The organism is Pseudonocardia sp. ICBG1142 (assembly GCF_020496255.1).
In the GTDB taxonomy this organism is placed as follows: domain Bacteria; phylum Actinomycetota; class Actinomycetes; order Mycobacteriales; family Pseudonocardiaceae; genus Pseudonocardia.
Window position 1 is genome coordinate 1,070,925 of record NZ_JAHLJC010000031.1, and the last position, 14,510, is coordinate 1,085,434.

Here is a 14,510-nt window from a genome sequence, read left to right on the forward strand (position 1 = left end):
CGGCAAACCAATATTCGCGATGGACGGGCTGTCGCCCAACCCGACACGCCGGGCTAGATCGTTATTTCACAGGGCCTGAATAAGCCTCCTTATCGTTCTGCCCGAAGAATCGGTTCCGGCACCGACCGGGGCGATTCCCGTCTCCGGCCGGGTCCGGCGATTCCCCGCGGAAGGAATGACGACGTGGCGCAGCAGACGACCATCACCCTGGTCGACGACCTGGACGGCACCGAGGCCGACGAGCAGGTGGAGTTCTCCGTCGACGGCCGCGCCTACGAGATCGACCTGTCCACGAAGAATGCCGAGAAGCTGCGCGAATCGTTGGCGCCCTACGTCGCGGCCGCCCGTCGCGGGTCCGGTCGGCGCAGCACCTCTTCCGGCACCTCGTCGAACGGTTCCAGTGCCTCGGAACGCGCCGCGAACCGCGCGGTGCGGGAATGGGCAACGGCCCAGGGCATGAAGATCTCCGAGCGCGGGCGTATCCCGTCCTCGGTTCTCGAGGCCTATCGGAACGCGCACTCCTGACCGCTGCCGCCGCCGGGGCCGCCCCGGATGGCAGGATCAGGGCCGACGAGAGACGGGCGCCGGGCGATCCGCGGCGCACACCGACGGAGAGGGCCCGATGTACCCAGGCACGCATGCCGCGACGACCCCCGACAAGCCGGCCGTGATCATGGGGGGCTCGGGCGCGAGCCTGTCCTTCCGTGAGCTGGAGGAGGGGTCCGCACGGCTCGCGAACCACCTGCGCGCCGCCGGACTCCGGCGGGGCGACATCGTGGCGCTCGTCGCGGAGAACTGCGCGCGGGTCTACGAGGTCTACTGGGCGGCCCAGCGCTCGGGGCTCTACATCACCGCGGTGAACCACCACCTCTCCGCGCCCGAGGCCGCCTACATCGTCCGCGACTGCGGTGCGAAGGCACTCGTGGTCTCGGCCGGTGTCGCCGGTCTGGCCGCGGCGATCGAGGACCACGTCGACACCCCGGTACGACTGGCCTTCGGCGGCGAGATCCCCGGCGCGTCCCGCTACGCCGACTACGACAAGACCCTCGCGTCGGTCTCCGCCGAGCCGCCGGCCGACCAGCCCCGCGGGGCGGACATGCTCTACTCCTCGGGCACCACCGGGCGCCCCAAGGGCATCAAGCCGACGCTGCCCGACCGGCAGATCGACGAGCCGGGCGACACCTACCAGGCCCTGTTCGGGCCGATGTACGGCTTCGGCACCGACACCGTCTACCTGAACCCGGCCCCGCTCTACCACGCCGCGCCGCTGCGGTTCACCGCCACCGTGCAGGCGCTCGGCGGCACCGTCGTGGTGATGGAGCGCTTCGACCCGGAGAAGGCGCTGGAGCTCGTCCAGCGGTACTCGGTCACCCACTCGCAGTGGGTGCCGACGATGTTCGTGCGGATGCTCAAGCTCCCCGAGTCCGTCCGCTCCGCCTACGACGTGTCCTCGATGCGGGTCGCGATCCACGCGGCCGCCCCGTGCCCGGTGGACGTCAAGCAGGCCATGATCGACTGGTGGGGCCCGATCCTGCACGAGTACTACGCCGCGACCGAGTCCAACGGGGTCACCTTCATCGACTCGGCGCAGTGGAGCGAGCGTCCCGGGTCGGTCGGCCGGGCCGGGCTGGGCACCATCCGGATCGCCGCCGACGACGGCACCGTGCTCGGGCCGGGCGAGATCGGGACCGTCTACTTCGAACGCGACGAGCGCCCGTTCGAGTACCACAACGACCCGGGCAAGACCCTCGCCGCGACCCACCCCGAGCACGAGAACTGGACCACCACCGGGGACCTGGGCTACCTCGACGAGGACGGCTACCTCTTCCTCACCGACCGCAAGGCATTCATGATCATCTCCGGTGGGGTGAACATCTACCCGCAGGAGGTGGAGGACGCCCTCGCGCTGCACCCGAAGGTGCTCGACGTCGCCGTCATCGGGGTGCCCGACGACGAGATGGGCGAGAAGGTCAAGGCCGTCGTCCAGCCCCCGGAGGGCGTCGACGCCGGCCCGGAGCTGGAACGCGAGCTGATCGAGTTCGTGCGGGAGCGGATCGCGCACTACAAGGCGCCGTCGTCGGTGGACTTCACCGACTTCCTGCCGCGCACCCCCACGGGCAAGCTGGTCAAGCGGGAGCTGCGCGACCGCTACGTGTGACCTCGCCCCGGGCCCGCGGTGTGACCGGCACGGGGGGTCAGGCGGCGCGGCGGGCGTAGCGGGCACGGGCCAGGGCCGCGACCAGCGCCAGCGGCACCGAGGCGACCAGGGCGGCGGCGAACAGCGGGGCGAAGCGCCCGGCGTCGGCGAACGGGGCGCCGAGCGCGGTCCCGGCCGAGCTGCCCAGGAACAGCAGCGTCGCGAACAGCGCGACGGCGGTCGCGCGCGCCTGCGGGACGACCTCGGTCGCCCAGGTCTGCAGGGTCGAGTGCAGGAACGCCCACGCCCCGCCCAGGCAGAGCCCGGCCGCGGCGACCGTCATCGGGTGCACCGTCACCAGCGGGAAAGTCCAGGCGACCACGAGGAACCCACCGCCGACGCCGGCCAGCGCGGCCGGGCCGAGTCGGCCGACCAGGGGTCGCACGACCCGGGAGAACAGCACCGCACCGACGCCGTAACCGCCGGCGGCGAGCCCGGCCAGCGCGGCGGAGCTGCCCCCGGCCTGCAGCGACGGCGCGAGGTAGGTCAGCACCCCGAGCACGACCGCACCCTCGACGAAGGCGAGCGCCAGCACCAGCCGCGCCCAGCCGTTCCCGGCGACGGCGGCCAGCGGGCGGAGCACCGCGTCGGTGATCCCGCGCGACGGCGTGCGGGCGCCGTCGGGTTCGGGCAGCGCCCGCAGCGCGACGAACAGCACCGCGCAGCCCGCCGCCGTCGCACCGAGGACGACGCGCCACCCGGCCAGGTCGGCGAGCAGCCCCGCCCCGGCCGTGGCGACGGCGGTGCCGAGCGCGGTCGCGGCGAGCAGGTCCGACAGCGGCCGCTGCCGGACCGCGGCGGGCCAGGTGTCGCCGACGTAGACCAGCGCGGCCGGGATCAGTGCCGCCGTGCACGCGCCGGTGAGGACCCGCGCGACGACCAGCACGGCCAGCGTCGGGGCCAGCACCGAGGCTACCCCGCCCAGCACCGCCCCGACCAGGGCCAGGCGCATCACCCGGACCCGGCCGATCCGGTCGGACAGCACGCCCCACACGACCTGCATGAGGCCGTAGGCGAGGAAGTAGCCCCCGGCCGCGCCGGCCGCCGCCGCCAGCGGCGCGTCGAACGAGGCGGCGATCGGCACGAGCAGCGGCGCGATCGCGAACCGGTCGACGGTGCTCGTCAGCGACGCCAGCTGCAGCAGCCGGAGCCGCCGGGTGCCGTCGGGGACGGCGCCCCCGGAGTCGGGCCCGCCGGGACCGCTGCCGTCGGGACCGCTGCCGTCGGGGGTCGTGCTCACCGGCGTCACCCTGCACGGCGGGCCGAACTGTTGCCCCACCGGGGTGGCCGGGACCACAGTGGCAGGGCAGTCGAGGCTCGGGAGGCCACCGGTGGGCACGATCACGGGACACGGGATGACGGCGGCGGACATCGTCGCGCGGCACGCACGGACCACACCGGACGCTCCGGCGCTGGCCGACCCACGGACGTCGCGGACCTGGGCGCAGCTCGACGACCGGGTGTCCCGGCTGGCGACCGTCCTCGCCGGACGCGGGGTCGACCGCGGGGACCGGGTCGCGGTGCTCGGGCTCAACTCCGTCGAGCTCGTCGAGAGCTACCTGGCGGTGCTGCGGATCGGCGCGATCTGCGTCCCGCTGAACTTCCGGCTGACCGCCGGCGAGATCGCCTTCCAGCTGACCGACTGCGGCCCCACCGCGGTCGTCTGCGACGACCGGTTCGCCGCGACGGTGGAGACCGCCCGGGCCGACGCGCCGTCGGTGCGGACGGTGCTGGGGCTCGGCGAGGGCCTCGACGCGCTGCTCGCCGAGGCCGGGCCCGGGTCCTGGGGCGACGACGTCGCCGACGAGGAGCCCGCCTACATCATGTATACCTCGGGGACGACCGGCCGTCCCAAGGGCGCCGTGCTGACCCACCGCAACCTGCTGCTGCACGCGTTCCTGTCGATCACGCACATGGGCACCGCCGGCGACGACCGGGTCTCGCTGTCCGGGGCGCCGCTGTTCCACATCGCCGGGCTGTCGGGGATGCTGCCCACCCTGATCGCGGGCGGCCGGGTGATCATCCCGCCGTCGGGCGGCTTCGACCCGGTCGCGACGGTCGACACCCTGGAACGGGAGAAGGTGTCGTCGTGCTTCTTCGTCCCGGCGCAGTGGCAGGCGATCTGCGCGGTGCCCGGCCTCGCGGAGCGGGACCTGTCGGCGCTGCGCCGGATCAGCTGGGGCGCGGCACCGGCGTCGACGACGCTGATCCGCACGATGATCGACACGTTCCCGCAGGCCACCGTGGTGACCGCGTTCGGCCAGACCGAGTGCAGCCCGATCACGTGCGTGCTGCGCGGCGAGGACTCGGTCCGCAAGATCGGCTCGGTGGGGACGCCGATGATCGGCGTCGAGGTGCGCGTGGTCGACCCGGAGATGAACGACGTGCCGCGCGGCGAGGTCGGCGAGATCGTCTACCGCGGACCGACGGTGATGCGGGAGTACTGGGGGCGTCCGGACGCGACGGCCGAAGCGTTCCGCGGCGGCTGGTTCCACTCCGGAGACCTGGTCCGCGAGGACCCCGACGGCTACCTCTACGTCGTGGACCGGGCCAAGGACATGATCATCTCGGGTGGTGAGAACGTCTACAGCGCCGAGGTGGAGGACGTGCTGGCGGCGCACCCGGGCATCGCCGACGTCGCGGTCATCGGGGTGCCCGACCCACGCTGGGGCGAGACACCGCTGGCGGTGGTCGTGCCCGCCGACCCCACCGCGCCGCCGGACCTCGACGCCGTCGTCGCGTGGTGCGCCGACCGGCTGGCCCGCTACAAGCGCCCGACACGGATCGCCGTCGTCGACGCGCTGCCGCGCAACCCGACGGGCAAGGTGCTCAAGACCGAACTGCGCCGCGACCACGGCGCGCTGGACTCGGTCTCCGCACCCGCGCAGTAGCCCGGTCGCCAGCCCGATCGCCGACCCGGTCGCCAATCCGGTCGCGACGGCGGCGGGGGCTCGCCTACCGTCGGCACCGTGAGCGTCGTGGAATCGGTGAACACCGGGGTGTCCCGCCCGATCCTCGCGAAGGCGGGGGCCTCGGGGATCGACAAGCGGCCGGTGGCCGGACCGGTCCGGGTGGCCGTCCCGGCGGCTGCGGCGAGCGGGCTGGCCGGCGACACGATCTGCGACGCCGACCACCACGGCGGCCCGGACCAGGCCGTCTACGCCTACGCCCGGGAGGACCTGGAGTTCTTCGCCGCCGAGCTCGGGCCGCTGCGGGCGGGGACGTTCGGGGAGAACCTGACGACCCGCGGGATCGACGTGTCCGGGGCCGAGCTCGGCGAGTGCTGGCGGGTCGGCGGGGTGGTGCTGCAGGTGACCGCGCCCCGCGTCCCGTGCCGGACCTTCGCCGCGCACCTGGAGCGGGCGGGCTGGGTGAAGCGGTTCACCGCGGCCGCCCGCCCCGGCGCCTATCTGCGGGTCCTGTCCCCCGGCGAGATCCGCGCCGGGGACACCGTGACCGTCGAGCACCGGCCAGGGCACGGCGTCACCGTCGCCGACGCCTTCCGGGCGCTGCTCGGCGAGCCCGACCGGCTCCAGGACCTGCTGGCCGCGGGCGAGCACCTGCTGCCGCAGATCCGGGACACCGTCACCCGGCGGACCGCGTCCTGACCCGGTCGTAGCGCATCCCCATCGCCGCACGGACCGCGTCGAGGGTCTCCTCCGTCAGCTCGTTCGCACGCGCGTTGCCGCGGGCCAGCACGTCGTCGACCAGCCCGGGGTCACGCGCCAGCTCGGCGCGCCGCGCGCGGTGCCCGGCGAGATGGTCGTTGACCGCCTCGGTGGTGAGGCGCTTGAGCGCGGCGGCCCCGTCGAGGGTCGCGGCCAGCTCGTGCGGGTCGCGCCCCAGACACAGCGCCGCGGTCGTGAGCAGCCCGTACACCCCGGGCCGCCCCTCGGGGTCGACGGTGATCCGACGCTCGGAATCGGTACGGGCGCGGCGCACGATCGCCGCCGTCTCGTCGGCGGTCGCGCCGAGCGGGACGGCGTTGCCGCGGGACTTCGACATCTTGTGCCCGTCGAGGCCGGGCAGCTCCGGGGTGTCGGTCAGCATCGGCTCGGGCGGGGTGAACACCGGGCCGTAGCGCTCGGCGAAGCGCCGCGCCAGCACCCGGGTCAGCTCGATGTGCGGGAGCTGGTCCTTCCCCACCGGTACGAGGTCGGCACGGCAGGACAGGATGTCCGCGGCCTGGTGCACCGGGTAGGTCAGAAGCAGGCCCGACAACGCGCGCCCGGACGCCGCGTGCTCGGCCTTCACCGTCGGGTTGCGGTGCAGCTCGGCCTCGGTGACCAGCGACAGGAACGGCAGCATCAGCTGGTTCAGCGCAGGCACCGCGGAGTGGGTGAACACCGTGGTGCGGTCCGGGTCGAGCCCGGCGGCGAGCTGGTCGAGCACCGCGCCGCGCACGTGGTCGGCCAGCCGGTCCGCGACGTCGCGGTCGGTGATCACCTGGTAGTCGGCCAGGATCACCAGCACGTCCACACCGGACCGTTGCAGCCGGACCCGTTCGGAGATCGTGCCCACCAGGTGCCCCAGGTGCAGCGGGCCGGTCGGCCGCTCCCCGGTCAGCACCCGGTGCGACGACGGGTCGGCGGCGACGGCGGCACGCAGCGCGGGCATCCGGGCGACGGTGGCAGCGAGGGAATCCATGATCAGCTCCTGGGAACGGGGAGCTGCACGAGACACACCGGGTTCCGCCGGGCTGCTCGGGCAGCCCGGGGTGACGGTGACGTGCGTCTACGCGGCTGCGGGGAGCAGCCGCCACCAGCCGAGACGGGAGGAACGCACGGAGGCAGCCTACACCCGCCTAATCGACTATCGTTATCATCATCGGTATGGCCGACCGTCGCGTTCCCGTCACGATCCTGTCCGGCTTCCTCGGCGCGGGGAAGACGACGCTGCTGGAGCACCTGCTCGCGAACCGGGAGGGCAGGCGGATCGCCGTCGTCGTCAACGACATGAGCGAGGTGAACATCGACGGCGCGCTCGTCGACCTGCACCGCAGCCAGGAGAAGCTGGTCGAGCTCACCAACGGCTGCATCTGCTGCACGCTGCGCGAGGACCTGCTGACCACGGTCGGCGAACTGGCCGCCGAGGGGCGCTACGAGCACGTCGGCGTCGAGTCGACCGGGATCTCCGAGCCGATGCCGGTGGCGGCGACGTTCGAGTGGACCTTCGACGACGGCACCGCGCTCTCCGACGTGGCGCGGCTCGACACCATGGTCACCGTCGTCGACGCCTCCACCTTCGAGCACCTGCTGACCAGCGAGGACTCGCTCGCCGACCGGGAGCTGCAGGCCGCCGAGGGCGACGAGCGGACGCTGTCGGACCTGCTCGCCGACCAGGTCGAGTTCGCCGACCTGCTGGTGCTGAACAAGACCGATCTCGTCGCGCCGCACGCGCTGGGCCGGATCGAGGCACTGCTGTCGCGGATGAACCCGGGCGCCCGCATCGTGCGCGCCGTGCGCGGGGACGTGCCGGTCACCGACCTGCTCGACACCCGTCGCTACGACCCGGCGGCGGCCTCGGCGACACCGGGCTGGGCCCAGGAGCTCAACGGCTCGCACACCCCCGAGACCGAGGAGTACGGGATCGCGAGCGTCACCTGGCGGGCGGCGCGCCCGTTCCACCCGGCACGACTGCTCGACGCGCTCGGCGAGTGGCCCGGCCTGCTGCGCAGCAAGGGCTTCTGCTGGCTGGCCACCCGGCCCGACGTCGCGGGGCTGTGGTCGCAGGCCGGGCCGAACATGGCACTGGACCCGGCCGCGCCGTGGTCGTCGTTCGACGGGCCGCGCGGGCAGGAGATCGTGTTCATCGGGCTCGGCCTGACCCGCGACACCGTCACCGCCCGGCTCGACCCGGCCCTGCTCACCGACGACGAGCTGCTCGCCGGGCCCGACTCCTGGCGCGACCTGGACGACCCGCTGCCCGCCTGGGACCTCGACGACCTGCACGACCACGAGCACGCCTCCGTGGCCGGGTAGCGTCGGACCGCGTGCCCGACCTCACACCGGACGAGTTCCGCGCCCTCGGCCACCTGTTCGTCGACGCCGTCGCCGACGCCCGCGCCGGGATCGAGCGTCACCCGGTCCGCGACGTCGTGGAGCCCGGCACCGTGCGGGGCCGCTTCCCCCGCGAGGCGAACGAGGACCCCGAGCCGCTCGCCGCGTTCCCGTCGCTGGTCGAGGCCGTCACCGGCGACGCCGACACCCGCTGGCAGCACCCCGGCTTCCACGCCTTCTTCCCGGCGAACGCCTCGCTGACCTCGCTGCTCGGCGAGCTGCTCGCCGGCGGCGCCGGGACGCAGGGGATGCTCTGGTCCACCTCGCCCGCCTGCACCGAGGTGGAGCAGGCGGTCACCGACCAGCTGGCCAGGGCACTCGGACTGGACGAGTCGTTCACCCACGACGGCGGCGGGGGCGGCTCGATCCAGGACTCGGCGTCCTCGGCGGCGCTGGTCGCGCTCACCGCCGCGCTGCACCGGGCAGCGCCGGACCCGGACTCCGGCTGGCGGGCGCACGGGGTGACCGGGCGGGAGCGCGTCTACGTCACCGCCGAGACGCACTCGTCGCTGGCCAAGGCGGTGCGGGTGGCCGGACTCGGCTCCGACGGGCTGCGGACGGTCCCGTGCACCCCGGGGACGCGGGCGATGGACCCGGACGCACTGGCCGACACCCTGGCCGCCGACACCGCCGCCGGGCTGGTCCCGGTGCTGGTGTGCGCGACGGTCGGGACGACCTCGACCGGGTCGAGCGACCCGGTCGCGGCCCTGGTCACGGCGGCGCGGCCGCACCGGGCCTGGGTGCACGTCGACGCCGCGTGGGCCGGCGTCGCGGCGCTCTGCCCGGAGCACCGCTGAGTTCTCGACGGCGTGAACCCGGGCCCGGGGCCCGGCGTCGACTCCTTCTGCACCGACGCCCACAAGTGGCTGCTCACCGCGTTCGACGCCTCGCTGCTGTGGGTGCGCGACGCCCGCGCGCTGCCGGCCGCGCTGTCGATCACCCCGGCCTACCTGCGCGACGCGCACTCCGACTCCGGCGCCGTCGTGGACTTCCGGGACTGGCAGGTCCCGCTCGGGCGGCGGTTCCGGGCACTGAAGCTGTGGGCGGTGCTGCACGGGCAGGGCCTGTCCGGGCTGCGGGCGCACCTGCGCGGGCACGTGGACCTCGCCGCCGAGCTGGCCGAGCGGCTCCGCGGGCACGACGACCTGGAGCTGGCGTGTACACCGGTGCTGTCGCTGGTCTGCCTGCGCTCGCGTGCCGGCGACGCGGCGACCACCGCGCTGCTGGAGCGGGCCAACGCCGACGGTCGGGTGCTGCTCACCGGTACCGAGGTCGACGGGCACCCGGTGGTGCGGGTGGCGTTCGGCGGGATCACCACCGGCCGCGCGCACCTCGAGGTCGTCTGGGATGTCCTGTCCGCCCGATCGTGACCGCCATGGGTAAGGTTCGCCTGTCCACCCGGAAGGGTGTACTGACCTGATCTCCCGGCGCCCGGTGCACCCGCCCGCACGGGTCCCGTCGAAAGGACCGCCCCCATGCCCCGATCCCTGCTCCGTGCGCTCGCCGCGTACGTGGTCCTGCTGCTGGCGCTGGCCGGCTGTGCGTCCGGGGGCACCGGCGACACCGCGCAGCCCGCCCCCACCGGCGAGGCCGCCGGAGCCTTCCCGGTCACACTGAAGCACGCCTTCGGCGAGACGACGATCCCGGCCGCACCGCAGCGGGTGGTCACCGTCGGCTTCAACGACGCCGACTTCGCACTGGCCGTGGGGGTGAAGCCGGTCGGGGTCCGCGAGAACATCGGCGACTACGACTACGCACAGCGCCCCTGGGCGCAGGAGGCACTCGGCGGGACCCAGCCGCAGCTGCTGACCGGAGCCGAGATCCCGATCGAGCAGGTCGCCGCACTGAAGCCCGACCTGATCCTCGGCGTCTACTCCTTCATGGACCAGGCGACCTACACCGCGCTGTCGCAGATCGCGCCGACCGTCGCCCAGGGCACCCCCGACGGCACGAACCCCGCAGGCTGGGAGGAGCAGACCCGCATCACCGGGCAGGCCACCGGCCGCACCGAGCAGGCCGAGCAGGTCATCGCCGCGACCCGCGCGAGGTTCGACGAGGCCAAGGCAGCCCACCCCGACTTCGCGGGCAAGAACCTGAAGATGGACTTCTTCATCGAGGGTGTCCCCTACGACATGGGCACCGACGACCTGCGCGCCCAGATCTTCGCCGGCCTCGGTTTCGCCGTCCGGCCGGACTCGCAGACCCTCTCGCTGGAGCGCCAGGGCGACCTCGACAGCGATCTGCTCGTGGTGCTGGGCCGCTCGCGCGCCGAGTCCGAGGCCGACCCGGTGTTCCGGGCGATCCCGGCGGTGCAGCAGGGCCGGGTGGCCTACCTCGGGCCGTTCGAGACCGAGTTCGCCGCCGCACTGGGCTACTCCAGCCCGCTGTCGCTGCCCTACGCACTCGACACCGTGGTGCCGCAGCTCGACGCGGCGCTGAAGGGGCAGGCACCGGGGAACTGAGCCCGCCGCCGACCGCGTCGGGCGTCGATGTTGGCAAGGCTATCCTGACACAATGGACGTTCCCACCCGCCAGGCGGAGTCCGGCCGGTCCGTGTTGCGGGGGTCGCTGGGGGCCTTCCGTGGACGGCTCGCCGCGGCGTCGGCGCTGTTCTGCGGCCACCAGGCGGGTGAGGCACTCGTCCCCGTCCTCGTCGGGGTGGTGATCGACCGCGGGATCGCGGCCGGCGACCCCGTCGCCCTCACCGGCTGGTTGCTGGTCCTCGGACTGGACTTCCTGTTCCTGTCCACCTGCTACCGCTTCGGCGCCCGGCACGCCTGGTCGGCCGACGTACGCGGCGACGCCCGGCTGCGGCTGCAGGTGGCCGGGCGGCTGCTCGACCCCCGCGGCGGCGCCGAGGCCGGACGGCTGCCCGGTGAGCTGGCCTCGATCGCGGTGTCCGACGCGAAACGTGTCGCGGTGGTCAGCTTCATGCTCCCGCTCGGGCTGGCCGCGGTGACCGCGGTCGTCGTCGCGGCGATCGCGCTGCTCACCATCTCGCTGCCGCTGGGGCTGCTCATCCTGCTGGGCTCCCCGCCGCTGCTGTGGGCGATCCAGCGGATCGGCACCCCGCTGGAGCGGCGCAGCCACGCCGAACAGGAGCGGGCGGCCGCGGCCTCCGGGGTCGCGGCCGACCTGATCGACGGCGTCCGGGTGCTGAAGGGGCTCGGGGTCGAGCCGGCGGCCCAGCGTCGCTACCGTCGGGTCAGCCGGGAGGCGCTGGGCGCGACCCTGTTCGCCACCCGGGCCGAGGCCGGGTTCCTCGGCTCGGTCCAGCTGGTCAACGGGCTCTTCCTCGCCCTCATCGCGCTGGTCGGCGGGCGACTCGCCGCCGACGGCCAGCTCAGCATCGGCGGGCTCGTCGCCGCCGTCGGCCTCGCCCAGTTCCTGGTGGGCCCGCTCGAGGTGTTCGGCGCGGTGAGCCGCCAGCTCGCCCAGGGCCGCGCGTCCGCCGGCCGGATCGCGACGCTGCTCGGCAGCGAGCACGCCGTCACCGCCCGGCCCGGGTCCGGCTCCGGGAGCGCCGCTGCGGCCGGGGACGGCGGGCTGACCCTGCGCGGGGTCCGCACCGTGGGCCTGTCCGGCGTGGATCTCGACGTCGCACCGGGAACCATGCTGGGTGTGGTCACCGACGACGCGGCGACCGCACTCGGGCTGGTCCGGCTGCTGGGCCGCGAGACCGACCCCGTCGACGGCCGGGTCGAGGTCGGCGGGACCGACCTCACCGCGCTGGAGTGCACCGACGCCCGCGCCGGTGTGCTCGTCGCCGCGCACGACGCGCACCTGTTCGCCGGCACCGTGCGCGACAACGTCCTCGCCGGGTGTGCGCCCGGGACCGACCCGGCCCCGGCGATGGCCGCGGCTCGCGCCGACCAGGCCGCGGAGGTCCTCCCCGACGGGGCGGACACCGCGGTCGCCGCCCGGGGCAGCTCCCTGTCCGGGGGTCAGCGGCAGCGGATCGCCCTCGCCCGGGCCCTCGCCGCCGACCCCCCGGTGCTCGTGCTGCACGACCCGACCACCGCGGTCGACGCCGTCACCGAGGCCGCGATCGCCGACGGGCTGCGCGCGCTGCGCCGCGGCCGGACCACCGTCGTCGTCACCACCAGCCCGGCGCTGCTGGCCGCCGCCGACCGGACCGTCGTCCTGCGCGGCGGCCGGATCGCCGCGGACGGGACGCACAGCGAGCTCATGGCCGACCCCGACTACCGGAAGCTGGTGACCGGATGACCACCCGCCTGCCCGTCGCCGACGGGGCACGGATGCGGGCCGTCCTCGGCGAGCTGCTGCGGCCCCAGCGCGGCACCGCGCTGCTCGGGCTCGGGACGCTCGTCGGGGCTGCCGCGGTCAGCCTGCTCACCGCACCACTGCTCGGCCGGATCGTCGACCTGGTCGCCGACGGCCGGGGCGCCGACGCCGTCACCGCACCGGTGCTCGGCCTGGTCGGGGTCGCGGTCGGGCAGGGCGTGCTCGCGATGCTCGGCGTCGCCCTGGTCGCCCGCGCCGGGGAGACGGTGCTGGCCGGGCTGCGCGAACGGTTCGTCGACCGGGCGCTGCACCTGGACCTGGAGCAGCTGGAACGGGCCGGGTCCGGGGACCTGACCTCGCGGGTCACCGACGACGTCAGCGTCGTCGCCGAGGCCGTGCGCGAGGCCCTGCCCGAGTTCGCCCGCTCCGCGCTGCTGATCGGCCTGACCCTCGTCGCGCTGCTCGCGCTGGACTGGCGGCTGCTCCTCGGCGCGCTGCTCGCCGTCCCGATCCAGGCCTGGACCGCGCGCTGGTTCCTCACCCGGTCCGGCCCGATCTACGCGGCGCAGCGGATCGCCTACGGCGACCAGCAGCAGCAGCTGCTCGACACCGCCGCGGGGGTGTCGACCGTGCGGGCGTTCCGCCTGCACGACCAGCACCGGGACCGGGTCGCCGAACGCGCCGACGCCGTCGTCGGGCTCGCGATGCGGGTGATCCGACTGCAGACCCGATTCTTCGGCCGGCTCAACGCGGCGGAGTACCTGGGCGTGACCGGTGTCCTGGTCGCCGGCTTCTGGCTGGTGACCTCCGGTGAGGCCACGATCGGCACGGCCAGCGCGGCGGCGCTCTACTTCATCAACCTGTTCGGCCCGGTCAACGTGGTGCTGTTCCAGCTCGACGTCGCCCAGTCCGCGATCGCCGGGCTGCGCCGGATCGTCGGGGTCGCCGACCTCGCCCCCGAGCCCGATCCCGCCGAGCCCGCCCGGCCGGACGGCTCCCGCGTCCGCGCCCGCGGCCTGACCCACGCCTACGTCGACGGACACCCGTCGCTGCGCGGGGTGGACCTCGACGTCGAGCCGGGCACGCGGGTCGCCCTGGTGGGCGCGAGCGGCGCGGGCAAGTCCACCCTGGCGAAGCTGGTCGTGGGGCTGCACCGGCCGTCGTCCGGCCGGATCGAGATCGGCGGCGCCGGCCTCGACGAGCAGGGCCCGACCGTCCGCCGGGACACCGTCGCGCTGGTCACCCAGGAGGTGCACGTGTTCGCCGGGACGCTGGCCGAGGACCTGCGCCTGGCCGCCCCGGACGCCGACGACGCGCAGCTGCGCGCTGCGCTCGACACCGTCGGGGCGCTGGCCTGGGCCGAGGCGCTGCCCGAGGGCCTGGCGACCCCGGTCGGGAACGGCGCGCACGAGCTGGACGTCGTGCAGTCCCAGCAGCTCGCGCTGGCCCGGCTCGTGCTCGCCGACCGGCCGGTCGTGATCCTGGACGAGGCCACCGCGGAGGCGGGCAGCTCCGGGGCCCGGGCGCTGGAGGACGCGGCGCTCGCCGCGGCTCGCGGGCGGACGACGGTGGTCGTCGCGCACCGCCTGACCCAGGCGGCCACCGCCGACCGGGTCGTCGTCCTCGAGGACGGGCGGGTCATCGAGCAGGGCCGCCACGACGAGCTCGTGGCCGCCGGGGGCACCTACGCCCGACTGTGGGGTGCCTGGTCGGGTCTGCGGCCCGACCAGGCACCCGATCTCGGCTGAGTGGCGCGGCGCCCCGGATCAGGCGGCGCCGCGGATCAGGCGTCGGTGCGTTCGCGCAGGCTGCGCGGTCGCAGATCGGTCCAGTTCCGTTCGACGTAGTCCAGGCACGAGGTCCGGTCGGCCGGCCCGTGGACCGAGGTCCAGCCCGCCGGGACCTCGGCGAAGTCCGGCCACAGCGAGTGCTGACCCTCGTCGTTCACCAGCACCCGGAAGGTGCCGTTCTCGTCGTCGAAGGGGTTGGTGGACATGGTTCTCCTCCGG

At 74.5% G+C, this 14,510-nt stretch carries 11 protein-coding genes and 1 pseudogene; 9 read left to right on the top strand and 3 right to left on the bottom strand.

Annotated features, from left to right (window positions below; translation table 11 throughout):
• Positions 1-183: 183 nt before the first annotated feature.
• Complete coding sequence (locus KPL59_RS29225) at positions 184-525, top strand: Lsr2 family protein (RefSeq protein ID WP_020626846.1); 342 nt, start codon at positions 184-186, stop codon at positions 523-525.
• A gap of 97 nt (positions 526-622) precedes the next feature.
• Positions 623-2,158 carry an acyl-CoA synthetase gene (locus tag KPL59_RS29230; protein WP_226362683.1) on the top strand — a complete coding sequence of 512 codons (1,536 nt, stop codon included), beginning with the start codon at positions 623-625 and terminating at the stop codon, positions 2,156-2,158.
• Between the two features lie 37 nt (positions 2,159-2,195).
• On the opposite strand, the gene KPL59_RS29235 is transcribed toward KPL59_RS29230, so the two are convergent.
• A complete protein-coding gene (locus KPL59_RS29235) occupies positions 2,196-3,437 on the bottom strand; it encodes an MFS transporter (protein WP_226362684.1) in 1,242 nt (413 codons plus the stop codon).
• Positions 3,438-3,552: 115 nt separating this feature from the next.
• Here KPL59_RS29235 and KPL59_RS29240 point away from each other — a divergent pair, with 115 nt between their 5' ends.
• The gene (locus KPL59_RS29240; protein WP_226359015.1) at positions 3,553-5,088 is read left to right on the top strand and encodes a long-chain-fatty-acid--CoA ligase; all 1,536 of its coding nucleotides are present in this window, start codon (positions 3,553-3,555) and stop codon (positions 5,086-5,088) included.
• A 78-nt stretch (positions 5,089-5,166) separates the two neighbouring features.
• On the top strand, positions 5,167-5,805 hold the full coding sequence (locus KPL59_RS29245) for an MOSC domain-containing protein (RefSeq protein ID WP_226362685.1): 639 nt from the start codon (positions 5,167-5,169) through the stop codon (positions 5,803-5,805).
• Here KPL59_RS29245 and trpS read toward each other — a convergent pair.
• Positions 5,783-6,844 carry a tryptophan--tRNA ligase gene (gene trpS / locus KPL59_RS29250; protein ID WP_226358979.1) on the bottom strand — a complete coding sequence of 354 codons (1,062 nt, stop codon included), beginning with the start codon at positions 6,842-6,844 and terminating at the stop codon, positions 5,783-5,785. The two genes, KPL59_RS29245 and trpS, sit on opposite strands and share 23 nt — an antisense overlap.
• 185 nt (positions 6,845-7,029) lie before the next feature.
• On the opposite strand from trpS, the gene KPL59_RS29255 reads away from it, so the two are divergent.
• The 5 genes and pseudogenes from KPL59_RS29255 to KPL59_RS29275 all read left to right on the top strand — a co-directional run bounded on the left by KPL59_RS29255 (position 7,030) and on the right by KPL59_RS29275 (position 14,249).
• Positions 7,030-8,178 (top strand): GTP-binding protein, encoded by a 1,149-nt coding sequence (locus KPL59_RS29255; RefSeq protein ID WP_226362686.1) that lies wholly within the window; start codon positions 7,030-7,032, stop codon positions 8,176-8,178.
• Positions 8,179-8,309: 131 nt separating this feature from the next.
• Positions 8,310-9,626, top strand: a pseudogene (locus tag KPL59_RS29260) (aspartate aminotransferase family protein).
• A gap of 105 nt (positions 9,627-9,731) precedes the next feature.
• A complete protein-coding gene (locus KPL59_RS29265; RefSeq protein WP_226358982.1) occupies positions 9,732-10,718 on the top strand; it encodes an ABC transporter substrate-binding protein in 987 nt (328 codons plus the stop codon).
• A gap of 52 nt (positions 10,719-10,770) precedes the next feature.
• On the top strand, positions 10,771-12,483 hold the full coding sequence (locus KPL59_RS29270) for an ABC transporter ATP-binding protein (protein ID WP_226362687.1): 1,713 nt from the start codon (positions 10,771-10,773) through the stop codon (positions 12,481-12,483).
• A complete protein-coding gene (locus KPL59_RS29275; RefSeq protein WP_226362688.1) occupies positions 12,480-14,249 on the top strand; it encodes an ABC transporter ATP-binding protein in 1,770 nt (589 codons plus the stop codon). Before KPL59_RS29270 ends, KPL59_RS29275 begins: the two co-directional genes overlap by 4 nt.
• A 35-nt stretch (positions 14,250-14,284) precedes the next feature.
• Here the strand turns inward: KPL59_RS29275 and KPL59_RS29280 are convergent, their stop codons facing one another.
• A complete protein-coding gene (locus KPL59_RS29280; protein WP_020625570.1) occupies positions 14,285-14,497 on the bottom strand; it encodes an MbtH family protein in 213 nt (70 codons plus the stop codon).
• Positions 14,498-14,510: the final 13 nt, after the last annotated feature.

What these genes read in the sequence shown, in the direction of transcription:
- KPL59_RS29230 (WP_226362683.1), top strand. Translation starts at nt 623, where the DNA reads ATGTACCCAGGCACGCATGCCGCGACGACCCCCGACAAGCCGGCCGTG.
- KPL59_RS29240 (WP_226359015.1), top strand. Translation starts at nt 3,553, where the DNA reads ATGACGGCGGCGGACATCGTCGCGCGGCACGCACGGACCACACCGGAC.
- trpS (WP_226358979.1), bottom strand. Translation starts at nt 6,844, where the DNA reads ATGGATTCCCTCGCTGCCACCGTCGCCCGGATGCCCGCGCTGCGTGCC.
- KPL59_RS29255 (WP_226362686.1), top strand. Translation starts at nt 7,030, where the DNA reads ATGGCCGACCGTCGCGTTCCCGTCACGATCCTGTCCGGCTTCCTCGGC.
- KPL59_RS29265 (WP_226358982.1), top strand. Translation starts at nt 9,732, where the DNA reads ATGCCCCGATCCCTGCTCCGTGCGCTCGCCGCGTACGTGGTCCTGCTG.
- KPL59_RS29270 (WP_226362687.1), top strand. Translation starts at nt 10,771, where the DNA reads ATGGACGTTCCCACCCGCCAGGCGGAGTCCGGCCGGTCCGTGTTGCGG.
- KPL59_RS29275 (WP_226362688.1), top strand. Translation starts at nt 12,480, where the DNA reads ATGACCACCCGCCTGCCCGTCGCCGACGGGGCACGGATGCGGGCCGTC.
- KPL59_RS29280 (WP_020625570.1), bottom strand. Translation starts at nt 14,497, where the DNA reads ATGTCCACCAACCCCTTCGACGACGAGAACGGCACCTTCCGGGTGCTG.